Source organism: Hephaestia mangrovi (genome assembly GCF_019880555.1).
In the GTDB taxonomy this organism is placed as follows: domain Bacteria; phylum Pseudomonadota; class Alphaproteobacteria; order Sphingomonadales; family Sphingomonadaceae; genus Sphingomonas; species Sphingomonas mangrovi.
Window position 1 is genome coordinate 321,994 of record NZ_JAINVU010000002.1, and the last position, 16,964, is coordinate 338,957.

Below are 16,964 nucleotides of genomic sequence, written 5' to 3' on the forward strand. Positions count from 1 at the left end.
GCACTGCATGCACCGTGGTTTCTTAAGGACAAGCAAACCGACCGGCAATTATCCGGAAACCGGCGTTTTTTAGGCGCGCTCGCAACCAGCGGGCAGGGATGGCTCAGGCCGGGGCCGTGGCGGGGAGGTCGACTGGCTCGATCGCATAGCGCGCGACGTAGCCGACATGATCGGACAGCATGGCGCCGTCGCCCTCATGCCCGAACGGCGTGGTGATCGCCTCGACCGAAAGGCGCGTGGTCGGAGAGGAGACCGGGAGCTGCAGATCCTTGTTCTTGGCCCAGGAGAACAGCGCGTCGGGGGGCAATGAAACGCCTTCGGCAACCATCGTCGCCATCGCCGGCTGAGCATCGAGCGCGGCGATCGTCGAGGCGATCATCCGGTTGCGCGGTGCCGACTTGCCGACGTTGAAATCGCCCGCGACGATCATCGGCAGGCGCGGATCGTGGGCGCGCGCGACGAAGGCGTCGAACGCGGCGAGCTCGCGCTGGTAAGCGGCGTCCGCGCGTGCATCCTCGACGCCCGTTTCCTTACGGCAATTGAGGTGAGTTGTGACGATCTCGACCGGCGTGGCGAGACCCGGCACCGCGATACGGGCCAGCACCACGCCCTTGTTGGCGAGGCAATCGTACCCGGCGCAGCCATCGCGCGGATAGGCCATGGCGGTGGTCGACACGACGGGATAATCGGACAGGATGACGAGGCCGCTGTCGAGCACCGGCCCCTCCGTCTCGCCACGCAGCCAACGCGCGCCGGCCAGAAAGTGCGCGTCCGCCGCGCCGTCAGGATCGGCGCCGCGAAGCTGCGCGTCGGGGCCCTGGACGATGTAGCGATAGCCTGCCTCGCGCCCGATCGCGACGGCGGCGCTGGTGAACGCCTCCTGCATCACGACGACCTGCGGCGCCGTGCCGGCCGCGCGCATCGCAGCGAGGCGGGCGGCGATCCGGCGGAACGCGGCGGGCCGGTTCCTGGCGAGGGGCCAGGGCAGGCCGTGGACGTTATAGGTCAACACCGACAGCGAGCCATCGAACGGCATCGCCGCGGCGGCAGGCGGCGCAGCGGTCTGCGGTGCGGCAGCGACGCGGCCGGTTGCCAGTGCGAGCAGCATTGCTGTGGCACCGATCGCCGGCAGGAACCAGGCGGCGGAGGGAAATTTCTTCATCGTCGTTAGACGAGGCGACCCGGTGCGCGCCGCAGTCGCTGTCCGGGACTTGGGCGTGCGATCGGCATTGCTTGCGGCGCGACTGGTCGTGCATTGATCGTTCATATCGGCGCGGCTAAAGGCGCGGGCCGGTGACGCGCGCCATGGCGGCGCACAGCCTTCTGAGACAGCGCCCGCATGGCCGAATCCCCCGTCTTCTACGATGCTTCCGGGCGGAGACGACGCCGCTTCGCGCTGGCGGTGATCGCCTTCGCGATACTGATCCTGCTGGCGGCCGCGGTGTTCTTCGTCTCGGTGGGCGCGGTGCCGCGAGCGCCGCTGCTGCCGGTCCGTTCGGAGGCCGCCGCCATGCACCGGCTTCGTCCGCCGCACGAGGGCGTGCTGACGCGAACCCGTCGCAGCATCGACTGGTACGCACGCGCCATCTTCGGTGCCGTACCGGCGCGGCGCGGCGCGGCGGCAAACGCACCGCTGGCGATTGCTTTCCACGCGCCATGGGATCCATCGAGCACCGCGTCGCTGCGGCGGCACATCGACCAGCTCGACTGGCTGGTGCCGGGATGGCTGTCGGTGACCGGGCCGGATCACCGCATCACCGAATTCCAGGACAATCCGGGACGGGCGATCATCAACCGGGCGACGCACCGGCCGATCATCCTGCCGATGGTGCAGAACGCGCTGAACGATCAATGGGACGGGCCGGATACAGCGGCGCTGCTGCGCGACAAGACGGCGCGGGCGGCGTTGCTCGACCGGCTGGAGGGATTCGTCGCGCGCAATCATGCCGGCGGCGTGTTCTTCGATTTCGAGCAATTGCCACGCCCGGCGCAGCGCGACTATCGCCGCTTCCTGATCGAGGCGCACCACCGGTTCGCCCCGCATGGCTGGATCGTGGCGATCGCCGCCCCGGTGGGCGATCCGGACTGGAACCTGCCCGCTTATGCCGGGATCGTCGATAAGCTGTTCCTGATGACCTATGACCAGCACGAGACGAGCGGTCCGGCGGGGCCGATCGCCGCACAGCGCTGGTTCGCCGAGGAGGTCGCCCGCGCCGCACGGGGCATCCCGCGATCCAAGCTGGTCGTCGCGTTCGGCAATTACGCTTATGATTGGCACGATCACGGCGGCGATTCGCTCGACGTCGAGGAAGCGTGGCAGGAAGCCGCCGATTCCGGCGCGACGCCGAGCTGGGACGCGGCGAGCGGCAATTCGGGCTTCGCCTTCGAGGATGGCGACAGCCGGCATGTCGTCTGGCTGCTCGACGCCGCATCGGCTTATAACGAACTCCACTTCCTGAAGCAGGCCGGGATCGCCGGCGCGGCGTTGTGGCGGCTGGGATCGGAAGACCCGAGCCTGTGGTCGATCTTCGGTCGCGATCACCGCGCGTTGCCGCCGGCAACGGCGATCGACGCGATCCCGGCGGGCACCAACGTCGATATCGAGGGCGCGGGAGAGATACTGAAGATCGCGAGCTCGCCGGTTGCCGGGCGGCGGGCGACGCGAACGGCGACGGACGGCACGATCGACGGAGTCGACTTCCGCCAGCTGCCATCGCCCTATGTCGTCCAGCGCACGGGCAATATCCACGGCGACGTGGCGCTGACTTTCGATGACGGGCCCGATCCCGAATGGACTCCGCGGATCCTGTCGATCCTCGAGGCCAGGCACGTGCCGGCGACCTTCTTCATCGTCGGCGAGAACGCCTTGACCCAGCGGGGGCTATTGCAGCGCATGGTGCGCGACGGCGACGAGGTGGGCAGCCATACCTATACGCATCCCAACCTCGCCAATGTCTCGCATCGGCAGGTGGCGCTGGAGCTCAACGCCAACCAGCGGCTGTTCCAGGCCTTTACCGGCCATTCGCTGCGGCTGTTTCGCGCGCCCTATTTCGGTGACGCCGAGCCGACCACCGCGGATGAGATCGATCCCGCGCTGCAGGCCCAGCAGCGCGGCTATGTGTCGGTAGGGCTGCATGTCGATCCCGACGATTGGAAGCGCCCCGGCGTGGCGGCGATCATCCAGCGCACGATCGACGGCGTGACCAGCGGCCCGCCGACTTGCGGCGCCAACGCCGATGCCAATTGCAGCCGCAACATCGTGCTGCTGCACGACGGCGGCGGCGATCGCGCTGAGACCGTGGCGGCGCTGCCGGCGATCATCGACGGGCTGCGCGCCCGCGGCTACCGGCTGGTTCCGGTCTCGACTCTGGCGGGGCTGTCCCGGCAAGCGGTAATGCCGCCGATTTCGGCCAGCGACCGCCTGATGGCCGGCGCCGATCTTGCGTTGTTCACCACGATGGGCGCGATCGTCATCGCGCTGCGCTGGCTGTTCATCGTCGCGATCACGATCGGCATCCTGCGCGCGATCGCGCTTTCGGCGCTGGCGCTGATCCAGGCGCGGCGGGAAAATCGCGAGATATTCCCGGCGATCGACCCGATGCGATCGGTGACGGTGCTGATCCCGGCGTTCAACGAGGAGCGGGTGATCGAGCGCGCGGTGACGGGCGTACTCGCCTCGACCGACGTGCATGTCGAGGTGATCGTGATCGACGACGGATCGACCGACCGGACCAGCGCGGTCGTCGCCGCCGCCTTCGCCAACGAGCCTCGCGTGCGGCTGCTCACGCTCGACAATGGCGGCAAGGCGCGGGCGCTCAATCGGGCGCTCGATCTGGTTACGTCCGAGATCGTCATCGCGCTCGACGCCGATACGCAGTTCGAGCCGGTCACGATCGCGCGCCTGGCGCGGTGGTTCGGCGATCCGAAGCTCGGCGCAGTGGCGGGCAACGCCAAGGTGGGCAATCGCGTCAATCTGGTGACCCGCTGGCAGGCGCTGGAATATATCACTGCGCAGAATCTCGAGCGGCGCGCGCTCGGCCGGCTGAACGCGATTACCGTCGTCCCCGGCGCGGTCGGCGCCTGGCGGCTCGATGCCATCCGCGCCGTCGGCGGCTATCCCCACGACACGCTGGCCGAGGATCAGGACCTGACCATCGCCATCCAGCGGGCCGGCTGGTCGGTGCGATACGACCAGTTCGCAGTGGCGTGGACCGAGGCACCGGAAAGCCTGAAGGCGCTCGCCAAGCAGCGCTTCCGCTGGGCGTTCGGGACGCTGCAATGCCTGTGGAAGCATCGCGCCGTGATGGCCAGCGGACAGCCGCGCGGCCTCGCCCGGATCGGCCTGCCCCAGGCGATCGTGTTCCAGATCGCGCTCGCCGCGATTTCACCGATCATCGATCTCGCGCTGCTGGTGAGCTTCGTCGCGACCTATCTTGCGGTCGAAGCGCATGGCTGGGCGCAGACATCCCATGACGTGGAGAAGATGCTGGCTTTCTGGCTGGTGTTCACGGCGATCGACCTGCTGGCCGGCACGATCGCCTTCGCGCTGGAGCGGCGCGAGCGGTGGCGGCTCCTATGGCTGCTGATCCCGCAGCGCATCGGTTATCGACAGGTGATGTATTACGTCGTCGTCAAGGCGATCGCCCAGGCGGTGCGCGGACCGAAGGTGGGCTGGGGCAAGCTGCAACGCACCGGCCGAGCGGTGGTGCGGTAGGGCGGCCCAATCGTCTGGAGGCGGCGAAGGCAGGCTATTGCGCGCACAATCGCGCGCGCGCCGCGGCGTATTGATCGGCCATGCGGGCGATGCGGACGGCGGCGGGTTCGACCGCGTCGATCGCACCGATGCCCTGGCCCGAGCCCCAGATGTCGCGCCACGCCTTGGCCTTGGCGCCATTGCCGGTGCCGAAGTTCATCGTCTTGAGATCGCCCTCCGGCAGGTTCTCGGGATCGAGGCCGGCGGCTTCGATCGACTGGCGCAGGTAATTGCCGTGAACCCCGGTGAACAGGTTCGAATAGACGATATCGCTGGCGCGGCCGGCGACGATGCCCTGCTTGTAGGGATCGACCGCATTGGCCTCGTCAGTGGCGATGAAGGGCGAGCCGATATAGGCGAAATCCGCGCCCATCGCCTGCGCCGCCAGGATCGCATCGCCGGTGGCGATCGCGCCCGACAGCGCGAGCGGGCCTGTGAACCACTGGCGGATTTCCTGGACCAGCGCGAAGGGTGAGAGGCGGCCGGCATGGCCACCGGCGCCGGCGGCGACCGCGATCAGGCCGTCCGCGCCCTTTTCGATCGCCTTGCGCGCGAAGCGATCGTCGATCACGTCGTGCAGCGTGATCCCGCCCCAATCGTGGACGGCGTGGTTCAAATCCTCGCGCGCGCCCAGCGAGGTGATGACGATCGGCACCTGCCACTTGGCGCAGGTGGCGAGATCGGCCTCGAGCCGGTCATTCGAGCGATGGACGATCTGGTTGACCGCGAACGGGGCGGCGGGCTGGTCCGGATTGTCGCGATTCCAGGCGGCAAGCTCCTCTGTGATGCGGTGGAGCCATTCGTCGAGCAGCGCCTGCGGGCGCGCGTTGAGCGCGGGGAACGCGCCGACGATCCCCGCCTTGCACTGCGCGATCACCAGATCGGGACCGGAGATGATAAACAGCGGCGCACCGATGGCGGGCAGCCGCAGGCGGTCGAGCGGAGGGATCGCGGTCATGTGCGTTTCATAGCGCAACCTATCTCGCTGTCCAGCCAATCCGCGTTGCTTATGGTCTCCGATGAAACTAGGCATCCGAAGCTGACGCGCGCCGCATAAGCGTCGTCATGCTGAACTTGCTTCAGCATCCATGGAGCAACGGTAGCCGCGCACGCAACGGTGATGGAGCGCCATGGACCCTGAAACGAGTTCAGGGTGACGATGCCTATGCGACGGCCTTCTATTCCAAACCGCACAAGCGGACGTTCGGGGAGATGTAACGATGAAACTCGCGCTGCCGCTGGGCCTCGGCCTGCTGCTTTCGGTATCGACGCCCGCGCTGGCGGCGGGGCAATTGCCGCAGACGGTGGCGCCGATCGCCTATGACATCACGGTCGTCCCCGATGCGCAGGCGATGACCTTCGCCGGCAGCGAGAGCGTGACGATCGACGTCAAGCAGGCGACCAGCACGATCGTGCTCAATGCGCTGGAGCTGAACATCTCCAGGGCGACGTTCGACGGCAAGGCGGCGCCGGTAAGCTATGACAAGGCGCTGGGGCAGATCACGGTGACGCTGCCGACAGCAGCGAGCGTGGGCAAGCACGTGATGACCTTCGCCTGGACGGGCAAGATCAACCAGACCGCGGCGGGCTTCTTCGCGATCGATTACACCAATACCGACGGCTCCAAGGCGCGGATGCTGGTGACGCAGTTCGAAGCGCCCGACGCGCGGCGGTTCGCGCCGATGTGGGACGAGCCGGGGTTCAAGGCGACGTTCCGGCTTTCCGCGGTAGCGCCGGGCAACGAGACGGCGTTCTCCAACATGCCGACCAGCGCGGTGGAGAAGCGCAATGACGGCACCAAGCTCTATCATTTCGACGTGACGCCGAAGATGTCGAGCTATCTGCTGTTTCTCGGGTTGGGGGACGTCCAGCGCAAGGCGATTCAGGACGGCAAGACCGAGATCGGCGTCATCACGCGGCGCGGGGTGGTCGATCAGGGCGATTATGCGCTGCAATCGGCCAAGCGCGTGCTGGATTATTACAACGATTATTTCGGCACGCCCTATCCGCTGCCCAAGCTCGACATGATCGCCGGGCCGGGATCGAGCCAGTTCTTCGGCGCGATGGAGAATTGGGGCGCCATCTTCTATTTCGAACCGACGCTGCTGTTCGATCCGAGCCACGAGACGGTGAGCGACAAGCAGGACATCTTCCTGACCGTCGCGCACGAAATGGCGCACCAGTGGTTCGGCGATCTCGTTACACCGCAATGGTGGGACGATCTGTGGCTCAACGAAGGCTTTGCCTCGTGGATGTCGAACAAGGCGATGGGCGACCTCAATCCGGGTTGGAACATCCCGGCGCAGAACGTCGCGCATGATCGGGAACGGGCGATGGGCGCGGATTCGACCGCGGCAACCCATCCGATCATCCGCCACCTGACGACGGTCGACGAGATCGGCAGCGCTTTCGATGGGATCACCTATTCGAAGGGTCAGGCGGTGATCGGGATGATCGAATCGACCGTGGGTGCGGATACCTTCCGCAGCGGCATCCGCGATTACATGCAGAAATATAATCACTCGAACACGACCACCGACGACCTTTGGGCGGAGATCGGCCAAGCCTGGGGCAAGCCGATCAAGGCGATTGCCGACGATTTCACGCTGCAGGGCGGCGTGCCGCTGATCAACGTGGCGAGCGAGACCTGCGCGGGCGGTAAGACCAGCGTCGCGATGAGCCAAGGGCGGTTCGGGCTCGATCAGGCATCGAAGACGCCGCAGACGTGGCAGGTGCCGGTGAAGATCGGCGCGATCGGCGGCGGCACGGCCGATGGCATCGTGGCCGGGCCGACGACCACGGCGATGACGGTGCCGGGCTGCGGCCCGGTGGTCGTCAACCTGGGCCAGAAAAGCTATTTCCGGACGCAATATGACGCCAAGGATCACGCGGCGCTCGTCGCGGCGTTCGCCAAGCTCGCGCTGAGCGATCAGCTCGGCCTGCTGGGCGACGACATGGCGCTGGCGCGCGGCGGCTATCAGGATCTCGGCGTTTATTTCGACACGCTCGACGCGGTGCCGCAGAATGCCGATCCGCTGGTCTGGTCGATGGTGGCGGGCGATGTCGGGAGCTTCGCCGCCCTGTATCGCGACACGCCGCTCGAAGCACCGCTGGAGGCCAAGGCGGAGGCGATGCTGGCGCCGGTGCTCGACCGCGTCGGCTTCGAGGCCAAGCCCGACGAGGAGCCCTATGTCACCGATTTGCGATCGACGCTGATCAGCCAGCTCGGCGTCGATGGCGATCCGGCTCTGCTGGCCAAGGCGCGCAGCTACGTCGCGGCGCTGAAGAACGATCCCGAGGCGATTCCCGCGGCGATCCGGCGGCCGATCCTGATTACCTATGCCTATAACGCCACGCCGGCGGAGTGGCAGGCGCTGCTCGACCTGACCAAGGCCGAGACCAATCCGGTCATCAAGAATTTCGACGTGGTGATGCTGGGGCTGGCCAAGGATAGCGCGCTGGCGCAACGCGCGCTCGATCTGGTTAAGACGGCGACGTTTACCGATCCGCAGCGCGCGAGCCTGCTGGCGGCGGTCGCGCAATTCCATCCCGATCTGGCATTCGACTTCGCGGTGGCCAATCTGGACACGGTCAACCCGCTGCTGGAGGAGAGCACGCGCGCCGGGTTCGTCGTCGGGCTGGCGGCGCGATCCAACGATCCGGCGATGCCGGGCAAGGTGCAGGCGTTCGCCGACAAGAACTTGCCGGAAGCCTCGCGCCAGGGCGTCAAGGAAACGCTGACCGCGATCGCGGTGCGCAAGGCGATCGCCGACCGCTTGCGGCCGGCGGTGACGAAATGGGCGGGGAGGTAAATCCGCGCCCCCGACGTTCTTCATCCTTACGAACCTGGTTCAGGGTCCATGGTGCGGCATTTGTTCGCGCGGCGCCGATGGTGCGCCATGGATGCTGAAACGAGTTCAGCGTGACGGTGTTGGGGCAGGTCGTCAGTCGATCCGCTCGAGCCCGGCTGCGTAGCGGCGGGCCTTGTCGGTGTAATGCGCGGCGGAGGCCTTGAGCATCGCTACCGCGCGATCGTCGAGCTGGCGGACGGCGCGCGCGGGGCTGCCGACGATCAGGCTGCGGGCGGCGAAGTGCTTGCCTTCGGTGACCAGCGCGCCGGCGCCGACGATACATTCCTCGCCGATCTCGGCACGGTTGAGGACGATCGCGCCCATGCCGACCAGCGACCGCGCGCCGATCGTGCAGCCGTGGAGGATGGCATGATGGCCGACCGTCACATCCTCGGCGATCGTCAGCGGCGCGCCGGGATCGGAATGGAGCATCGCCGATTCCTGGATGTTGGTGCGCGCGCCGACGATGATCGGCGTGTTGTCGGCGCGAATCACGGCGCCAAACCAGACGCTCGCGCCGTCACCGAGCCGGGCGTCGCCGATCACGTCGGCGCTCGGCGCGATCCACGCGTGCTCGCCGAGCGTGGGGCGGTGGCCGTCGAAAGCATAGCGGGGCATGGCGCGTTCCATCGTGATGCCGCAAGGGCGGTTCACGCCCAACCTGCCGCGATCGGCGGCGCTTGTCACCCGCTGTGGCTTGCCCCCGCCGCCCGGTGCGGATAGTCGCGCGAACGGGCATGACCGATTCCGCACCTCGCCGCCGTCAGTTTCGCCTGCCCGAGGGGGTTCGTGCCTCGGCGCGCAATTTCGGCTGGCTGATGACGACGCGCGGCGTCGTCGCATTGCTCTCGCTGGTCTATCTCGGCATCGCGACGCGATCGCTGGGCGTCGCCGATTTCGGGCGATTTGCGCTGATTACCGGCGCGGCGCAGGCGATCGCGACGATGGCCGGATTCCAGACCTGGCAGATCATCGTCCGCTACGGCGTCGATCATCTCAATGCCGAGGATGACGTGGCGCTGGGGCGGCTCTATCGGTTGTGCATCCTGCTCGATGCCGGCAGCGCGGTGGTCGGCGGGCTGATCTCGGCGGTAATCCTGATCCTGTGGGGCAAGGATTTCGGGATTACGCCGGACTTGATGAAGGTGACGATCGGCTTCGTCATCGTCGAGCTGGTGACGATCCGCCAGAGCCCGATCGGGATGCTGCGGCTGCGCGACAAATTCTCGCGCGCGGCGCTGGCCGACAGCACGACGCCGGTGATGCGCTTCATCGGCGCGGCCGGCGCGGCGCTGCTGATGCCCGACGTGACCGGCTTCGTGATCGCCTGGTCGATCGCCGAAGTGGCGACCTCGGCGGTCTATTGGGTGATGGTGTCGCGCACCGGCGACCTGCGACTGGTGGGGCGCGGCGGCGCGCCGGGGCGGCAGGTGTTTCGCGAGAACCCGGGGCTGACGCGGTTCATGCTGAGCACCAACGCCACCTCGACGCTGGGGCTATCGACCAAGCAGGCGCCGCTGTTGATGGTCGGCGGATTCGTCGGGCCGGCGGCGGCGGGCGCGTTTCGCCTCGCGTTCCAGATCGCGCAGGCGCTGACCAAGCTGTCGCAGCAAGTCTCTCGCGCGGCGTTTCCCGAGATCGTGCGCGCGGTGCGCGCGCCGCAAGGACGCAATGTCGGCAAGATGATGGTGCGCGTGTTCCTGGCGAGCGCGGCGGCGGCGCTGGTCGTGCTGGCGCTGATCGCGGCGCTGGGCCACCCGATCCTGATCCTGGTCGGCGGCAAGGACTTCCTGCACGGCCGCGCCTCGATGCTGTGGCTGGCGGCGGCGGGGTGCATCGACCTGGCGACGGTGAGTTTCGAGCCGGTGCTGATGGCGGTGCATCGCGCCGGAACCGCGCTGGCGGCGCGCATTGCCGCGGCGATCGCGCTGTTCGCCACCTCGCTCTACCTGCTGCCGCGGGAAGGCACGTCGGGCGCGGCGATGGGCGTGATGGCCGGATCGGTGGTGGCCGCCGTGCTGCTCGGCTGGGCGGTGATCCACTATGTTCGGCAGCATCCGCGAGCGGCGGCGGCCGGCTCCTAATCGTTCGCGGCGATGAGCTGGCGGAGGTCGGCGGTATCGGCCTTGAGATCGGGGCTGGTGCTCGACAGGTCGCTCATCAGCAAGCGGGCGTGGCCGTCGCGATCGAAGGCGTAGAGCGCCGAGCTGTGGCTGACGACATATTTCGCCGGATCGGGATCGGGCTTGACCGAATAAGCGACGCGATAGCGCTTGGCGAGCGTCTCCAGCTCATTGGCAGGGCCGCGCAGCCCGACGAATTCGGGGCCGAAATTGGCGGTATAATCCTTGAGCGTCTTGAGGTCGTCGCGCCCCGGATCGACCGTGACGAACAACACGCGGACGTCCTTGGCCGATGCCTGGATCGGGGTGAGCATCTGGGCGATGTGCGCCAGCGTGGTCGGGCAGATATCGGGACAATAGGTGTAGCCGAAATAGAGCAGCACGATCTTGCCGCGATAATCCTTCGCGGTGACGGTCTTGCCGTCGGTCGCGCGGGTGAGCGTGAACTGGAGATCGGGCGTCGAGCCGCTGACATCGGTAGAGTGCCAATGCTGCGGGGCGTGGCAGGCGGTAATCGCGGCGGCGGCCGCGAGGGCGAGAAACGTGCGACGGGAGCAGGGCATGTGCCGGTTATCGCGACACGATCGCCGCGATGCAACCGGAACCGCGATGGCGCTCGCGCGTCGAGCGCGGTAGAAGCGAGACGACAACGCGGGAGAAGTATCATGGCCGACAAGAAAACCGACGCCAAAAACGCGACGCACGAGATCACCGAACGGATGAAGGCGGCGGGCGAGAAAATGCGCGCCTCGGGCGAGAAGATTGCCGAGCGCGGATCGGAAATGTCGATGAAGCTGCTCGATCAGGCCGAGCACAATACGCGCGAGGCATTCGACGCGATGCGCCGCGCGGCCAAGGCGCGCGATCTTTCCGAAGTGATGCACGTGCAGGGCGACTATCTGCGCGAACAGGGCAGCCGCTCGATGGCGCAGGCGCGCGAGATCGGCGAGATGATCGCCAATTTCGGCCGCGAGGCGATCGGGCGGATGACGGGGCACGACGAGAAGAAGTGACGGGCCTCAGGTCGCCAGCCGCATAAGGATCGAGCGCGCCATCAGCGTCGAGTGTGCTGGCGATCGTTGCTCCATGGATGCTGAAACAAGTTCAGCATGACGATGCGTGTGGGGCGAACGTCTATTCCCTGTCAGTAACTGAACTCGGCCTCGAGGAAGCCGTAATGGGTGTCGCCGGTATCGGGGGCGTTGGCGGCGGTTTCGAGGAAGCGGCCCTTGGCGAGGATGGCGAAGCCGGCGTTGAGGCGCAGCCGTTTGGGGATCGCCCAATAGCGGGCGCGCCAATCGATCTGGGTGCCGGCATAATGGCCGGCGCTGCCCGCGGCGTCCTTCACGCCGGTGCCGCTGAAACTGTCTGTGGCGCTGTCGAGCCATAACGGGCGCACGGCGACATAGCCGTCCCAACGGGCGCTCGGCTTGATCTCGGCGCGAGCGGCGAGGCTGACGAGATTGGCGCGTGAGACGGCGCCGTAGAAACTGCTCGGTCCGTATTCGAACACGCGGGCGCCGAACAGCGTGTCGAAGCGGCCGTATTTGCCGCCGCGATGATCGCCGCTGGCGTAATCGACCGCGATGGAGAGGCGAGGCTGCCAGGCGTTCGCGACGGTGTAGCCGACGCTCGAATGGCCGAACCAGGCGGAGACGTCGAGATCGTCGGTATCGGTGGGCGCCGTGGTGGCGCGGGTGCGGCCGGTCTGCCAGGCGCCCTCCAGCTCCCAATCGATCGCGCCGCTCGCGGGCGCGCGATAGAGCCGCAAGCCGGGCGTCCAGAGATGGCGGTTCCTGGTCTGCTGCGAGGGAGAATCGTCCTCGGCGAGGCGATAGACATAGGCTTCGAGCGTGCCGCCGAACACGCGCTGCTTGGTGCCCGATACGCCGAAGAATTGCAGGCCGCTGCGTTCGCGATCGAGCTCGACGTGATTGTCCTCGATGGCGGCGAGGCCATCCGGCAGGCGGGTCTGCGGCATTGTCCAGAAAACGGTCAGTGCGTCGCCGGCGCGCGATGACCAATCGAAGCGAGCGCCGGTGAAGGCGTTGGTGGTGTTGCGATAGGCGGCGCGCGCGACGAGGCGGCGCGAGCCGAGATTCATGGTGAACCGGCCCGCCGTCAGCGACGCGCCGCCGCCGAGATGGCCGGTGACATAGGCCTGGATCGGTTCGAGCGCGTTGACCTCGGTCGTGCCAACCGACGACGCCCTGTTTTCGAAATAGGCACGCGAATCGACCAACTCGCCGCCGACGGTGACGGGGCCGGCATCGTAAGTGGCGGCGAGCGAGGTGCGCAGCAGCAGCGCCGTATCGCTAGGCGTCGCGCCGGGGCGGAACTGGCCGTCGAACGTCTCGATCCGCGCGCGCAGATCGAAATCGATCGACAATGGGCTGCCGGCGCGATCGGCGGCGAAGGCTGGTGTCACGATGACGGCCGCGGGCAAGGCCAGGAGAAGGACAAGGCGCAATTGGTCGCTCCCTGCGTTCGGGCTGGTGCCCGCGACGATAATTATATACGGCTGGCTATAACCATTCGAGGAGCAATGTCATGCGCCGATTTCTTGTGTGGCCATTGCTATTTCTGCTGAGCCTGACCGGGGTCGGCGCGATCGCCGCGACGCCGCAGCCGCCGATCGTGCTGGCGGCGGCGAGCCTGCAGGAATCGCTCAATGCTGCGGCGGACGCCTGGTCGAGGCAAGGGCATGTGCGGCCGACCTTGTCGTTCGCGGGATCGTCGGCGCTGGCGCGGCAGATCGACGCCGGGGCGCCGGCCGACCTGTTCCTTTCCGCCGACGAGGACTGGATGACCGACGTCGAGAAACATGGCGCGGTGGTGGCGGGCACGCGGGTGACGTTCCTCGGCAACCGGCTGGTGCTGGTCGCGCCGGTGACGCGGACGGCGCCGGTGGTGACGCGGCCGAACAGCGCATTGGCGACGACGCTCGCGTCCGGGCCGGTGGCGATGGCCGATGTCGGCGCGGTGCCGGCGGGGAAATACGGCAAGGCGTCGCTCGAGCATATGGGAATCTGGGCGAGGGTCTCGCCGCATGTCGTGCAGGCGGACAACGTCCGCGCGGCACTGGCGCTGGTCGAGCGCGGCGCGGCGCCGCTGGGGATCGTCTATGCGACCGATGCCAAGGCCTCGCCCAAGGTGAAGATCGTCGGCGTGTTTCCCGACGCGAGCCACAAGCCGATCCGCTATCCGGTGGCGCGGTTGAAGGCGGGCAAGAGCCCGGAGGCCGAGGGGTTCCGCCGGTTTCTGATCTCGCCGGCGGGCAAGGCGATTTTCGCGCGCTACGGCTTCTCGCCGCAGTGAGTTTCGCGCTATCGGCCAGACGATGTCGCTGACCCCCACCGAATGGCAGATCGTCGGCCTGTCGCTCAAGGTCGCGCTGGTGGCGATGGCGGCGACGCTGCCGGTCGCCTTCGCCCTGGCCTGGATGCTGGCGCGGGGCCGGTTTCCCGGCAAGGTGGTGCTCGACGCACTGGTGCATTTGCCGCTGGTGCTGCCGCCGGTGGTGACGGGGTGGCTGCTGCTGATCGCATTCGGGCCGCACGGGCCGATCGGCGCGATGTTGCAGAACTGGTTCGGGGTCGGCGTACTCTTCCGCTGGACCGGAGCGGCGATCGCCGCCGGGGTGATGGCGCTGCCGCTGATGGTGCGCGCGATGCGGCTGTCGATCGAAGCGGTCGACCGGCGGCTGGAAAGCGCGGCGCGGACGCTGGGGGCGGGGCCGTGGCGGGTGTTCGGCGGGATCACGCTGCCGCTGAGCGTGCCGGGCATCCTGGCCGGCTGCGTGCTCGGCTTCGCGCGATCGATCGGCGAGTTCGGGGCGACGATCACGTTCGTTTCCAACATTCCCGGCGAGACGCGGACGCTGCCGCTGGCGATCTATTCGGCGCTGCAACTGCCCGATGGCGACGCCGAGGTGCTGCGGCTGGCGCTGGTTTCGGTGGCGCTGTCGCTCGGCGCGCTGATCGCTTCCGAGCTCATCGCGCGGCGCGGGGGGCGCACGCTGCATGTCGTTTGATATCGACGTGACCAAGCGGCTGGGCGACGCGCAGGTCGGCGCGGCGTTCGTCGCGGGCGAGGGCGTGACGGTGCTGTTCGGGCCGTCCGGCGCGGGCAAGACCTCGACGCTCAACATGATCGCCGGGCTGATCCGGCCCGACTGGGGGCATGTCCACGTCGATGGCGAGACGCTGTTCGATTCGGGCGAGCGGATCGACGTCGCGGTGGAGCGGCGGCGGATCGGCTATGTGTTCCAGGAGCCGCGGCTGTTTCCGCACAAGCGCGTGCGGGCGAACCTGGCTTATGGGCGGCACGATGCGGGCGAGAGCTTCGCGTTCGACGACGTGATCGCGTTCCTGGGCATCGGCCACCTGCTCGACCGCTGGCCGCGCACGCTATCCGGCGGCGAGGCGCGGCGGGTGGCGATCGGGCGGGCGCTGCTCGCCAATCCCCGGACGCTGCTGCTCGACGAGCCGCTGTCTTCGCTCGACGACGCCCGGCGCGAGGAGATCATGCGCGCGATCGAGCATATCCGCGACGTTTTCAGGCTGCCGGTGCTGATGGTGACGCACGACATGGCCGAAGCCGAGCGGCTGGCGACGCGGGTGGTGCGGGTTTAGGGCGCGTGAGGATTCAGCTCAGAGCTGGTTCCATCGCCGTCAGCGCGCTGGCCGGCGTTGCGCCATGGATGCTGAAACGAGTTCAGCATGACGATACCTATTGAAGCGACCTTCAGCTCTATTTGTAAGGAGCGACGGCGAGCCTGAATTTGCTCGGTCGCCCCGGAACAAGTCCGGCATGACGACGATGTCGCTGGCTCGCTTTTCCCGATCAGGCGACCAGTTCGATCGCCATCGCGGTGGCTTCGCCGCCGCCGATGCAGAGCGATGCGAGGCCGCGCTTCTGGCCGGTGGTTTCGAGCGCGGAGAGCAGGGTGGCCATGATCCGCGCGCCAGAGGCGCCGATCGGGTGGCCGAGCGCGCAGGCGCCGCCGTGGATGTTGAGCACGTCGTGCGCGATGCCGAGATCGCGCATCGCGATCATCGCGACGCAGGCGAAGGCCTCGTTGACCTCGAACAGGTCGACGTCGCCGATCGTCCAGCCGGCCTTGTCGAGCGCCTTCTTCATCGCGAACACCGGCGCGGTGGTGAATTTCGCCGGGGCATGGGCGTGGGCGGCATGGCTCACCACGCGGGCGACCGGCTTGATGCCGAGCGCGTCCGCCACCGACTGGCGCGTCATCACCAGCGCGGCGGCGCCGTCCGAGATCGACGAGGCGTTGGCGGCGGTGATCGTGCCGTCCTTCGAGAAGGCGGGTTTCAAGGTGGGGATCCTGGCGACGTCGCCGCGCGCGGGTTGCTCGTCGAGCGTGACGGTCTGCGGACCCTTGCGGGTGGCGATCTCGACGGCGACGATCTCGCGATCGAAGGCGCCCGATTTCTGAGCCTGTTGCGCGCGCTCCAGGCTGGCGATGGCGAAATCGTCCTGACCCTTGCGCGTGAACTGATATTCCGCCGCCGTCTCCTCGGCGAAGGCGCCCATCAGCTTGCCGGGATCATAAGCGTCCTCGAGCCCGTCGAGATACATATGGTCCTTGAGGACATCATGGCCGATCCGCGCGCCCGAGCGATGCTTCATCGACAGGTAGGGCGCGTTGGTCATGCTCTCCATACCGCCGGCGATGAGCAGATCGGCCGAGCCGGCGGCGAGCGCATCGGCGGCCATGATCGCCGCCTGCATCCCCGAACCGCACATCTTGTTGACCGTCGTCGCCTCGACCTGCTGCGGCAGGCCGGCGCGGAGCGCGGCCTGGCGGGCGGGGGCCTGGCCGAGGCCGGCGGGCAGCACGCAGCCCATGTAGATGCGCTCGATCGCCGCCGGATCGACGCCCGCGCGCTCGACCGCGCCGCCGACCGCCGCCTGGCCAAGATCGGTCGCCGCAGCACCAGCGAGGCTGCCCTGGAAGCTGCCCATCGGGGTGCGGGCATAGGACAGGATGACGACGGGATCGGCGGACATGCGGGGGCTCTCCGGTGGTTTGATTGTGTGACGACGATCTAGGTGCGGTGGGTGGCGAGGTCCAGTCGCGCAGCAAAAAGGGGCTCGCCGTGTGGCGAGCCCCGATGGTGGAAGCGACGTTTGCCGCGTAGGTCGTCACCCTGAACTCGTTTCAGGGGCTATGGCGCTTCATCGCCGTCATGTATCACGGCTGAGGTTGCTCCA

At 67.6% G+C, this 16,964-nt stretch carries 13 protein-coding genes; 7 read left to right on the forward strand and 6 right to left on the reverse strand.

What is annotated here, in order from left to right:
• Positions 1–103 precede the first annotated feature (103 nt).
• Positions 104–1,162 carry an endonuclease/exonuclease/phosphatase family protein gene (locus K7G81_RS05520; RefSeq protein WP_223029744.1) on the reverse strand — a complete coding sequence of 353 codons (1,059 nt, stop codon included), beginning with the start codon at positions 1,160–1,162 and terminating at the stop codon, positions 104–106.
• A gap of 177 nt (positions 1,163–1,339) precedes the next feature.
• On the opposite strand from K7G81_RS05520, the gene K7G81_RS05525 reads away from it, so the two are divergent.
• Positions 1,340–4,714: a trifunctional glycoside hydrolase family 18/polysaccharide deacetylase/glycosyltransferase family 2 protein gene (locus K7G81_RS05525; protein WP_223029745.1), complete on the forward strand. Its 3,375-nt coding sequence runs from the start codon at positions 1,340–1,342 to the stop codon at positions 4,712–4,714.
• Positions 4,715–4,748: 34 nt separating this feature from the next.
• Here the strand turns inward: K7G81_RS05525 and K7G81_RS05530 are convergent, their stop codons facing one another.
• Positions 4,749–5,711: an NAD(P)H-dependent flavin oxidoreductase gene (locus K7G81_RS05530; RefSeq protein WP_223029746.1), complete on the reverse strand. Its 963-nt coding sequence runs from the start codon at positions 5,709–5,711 to the stop codon at positions 4,749–4,751.
• Positions 5,712–5,973: 262 nt separating this feature from the next.
• Here K7G81_RS05530 and K7G81_RS05535 point away from each other — a divergent pair, with 262 nt between their 5' ends.
• Positions 5,974–8,565: a M1 family metallopeptidase gene (locus tag K7G81_RS05535; RefSeq protein ID WP_223029747.1), complete on the forward strand. Its 2,592-nt coding sequence runs from the start codon at positions 5,974–5,976 to the stop codon at positions 8,563–8,565.
• Positions 8,566–8,697: 132 nt separating this feature from the next.
• On the opposite strand, the gene K7G81_RS05540 is transcribed toward K7G81_RS05535, so the two are convergent.
• Positions 8,698–9,222 carry a gamma carbonic anhydrase family protein gene (locus K7G81_RS05540; protein ID WP_223029748.1) on the reverse strand — a complete coding sequence of 175 codons (525 nt, stop codon included), beginning with the start codon at positions 9,220–9,222 and terminating at the stop codon, positions 8,698–8,700.
• A 119-nt stretch (positions 9,223–9,341) separates the two neighbouring features.
• Here K7G81_RS05540 and K7G81_RS05545 point away from each other — a divergent pair, with 119 nt between their 5' ends.
• Entirely contained in the window at positions 9,342–10,688 is a 1,347-nt protein-coding gene (locus K7G81_RS05545; RefSeq protein WP_223029749.1) for a lipopolysaccharide biosynthesis protein, read from the forward strand.
• Here K7G81_RS05545 and K7G81_RS05550 read toward each other — a convergent pair.
• Positions 10,685–11,290: an SCO family protein gene (locus tag K7G81_RS05550; protein WP_223029750.1), complete on the reverse strand. Its 606-nt coding sequence runs from the start codon at positions 11,288–11,290 to the stop codon at positions 10,685–10,687. The genes K7G81_RS05545 and K7G81_RS05550 overlap by 4 nt on opposite strands.
• Before the next feature lie 102 nt (positions 11,291–11,392).
• On the opposite strand from K7G81_RS05550, the gene K7G81_RS05555 reads away from it, so the two are divergent.
• Positions 11,393–11,740 carry a phasin family protein gene (locus tag K7G81_RS05555; protein ID WP_223029751.1) on the forward strand — a complete coding sequence of 116 codons (348 nt, stop codon included), beginning with the start codon at positions 11,393–11,395 and terminating at the stop codon, positions 11,738–11,740.
• A gap of 131 nt (positions 11,741–11,871) precedes the next feature.
• Here K7G81_RS05555 and K7G81_RS05560 read toward each other — a convergent pair whose 3' ends face one another.
• Positions 11,872–13,197, reverse strand: a complete 1,326-nt coding sequence (locus tag K7G81_RS05560) for an alginate export family protein (protein WP_223029752.1) — start codon at positions 13,195–13,197, stop codon at positions 11,872–11,874.
• Between the two features lie 80 nt (positions 13,198–13,277).
• Between K7G81_RS05560 and modA the strand changes: the two genes are divergently transcribed.
• From modA to K7G81_RS05575, 3 genes are read left to right on the forward strand one after another with little or no spacing between them, the layout of a single operon-like run.
• The gene (gene modA, locus K7G81_RS05565) at positions 13,278–14,045 is read left to right on the forward strand and encodes a molybdate ABC transporter substrate-binding protein (RefSeq protein ID WP_223029753.1); all 768 of its coding nucleotides are present in this window, start codon (positions 13,278–13,280) and stop codon (positions 14,043–14,045) included.
• 22 nt (positions 14,046–14,067) lie between these two features.
• Entirely contained in the window at positions 14,068–14,760 is a 693-nt protein-coding gene (gene modB / locus K7G81_RS05570) for a molybdate ABC transporter permease subunit (protein ID WP_223029754.1), read from the forward strand.
• Positions 14,750–15,361 carry a molybdenum ABC transporter ATP-binding protein gene (locus K7G81_RS05575; RefSeq protein WP_223029755.1) on the forward strand — a complete coding sequence of 204 codons (612 nt, stop codon included), beginning with the start codon at positions 14,750–14,752 and terminating at the stop codon, positions 15,359–15,361. The genes modB and K7G81_RS05575 overlap by 11 nt, the downstream gene beginning before the upstream one ends.
• Positions 15,362–15,572: 211 nt before the next feature.
• Here the strand turns inward: K7G81_RS05575 and K7G81_RS05580 are convergent, their stop codons facing one another.
• On the reverse strand, positions 15,573–16,760 hold the full coding sequence (locus K7G81_RS05580) for an acetyl-CoA C-acyltransferase (RefSeq protein WP_223029756.1): 1,188 nt from the start codon (positions 16,758–16,760) through the stop codon (positions 15,573–15,575).
• Positions 16,761–16,964: the final 204 nt, after the last annotated feature.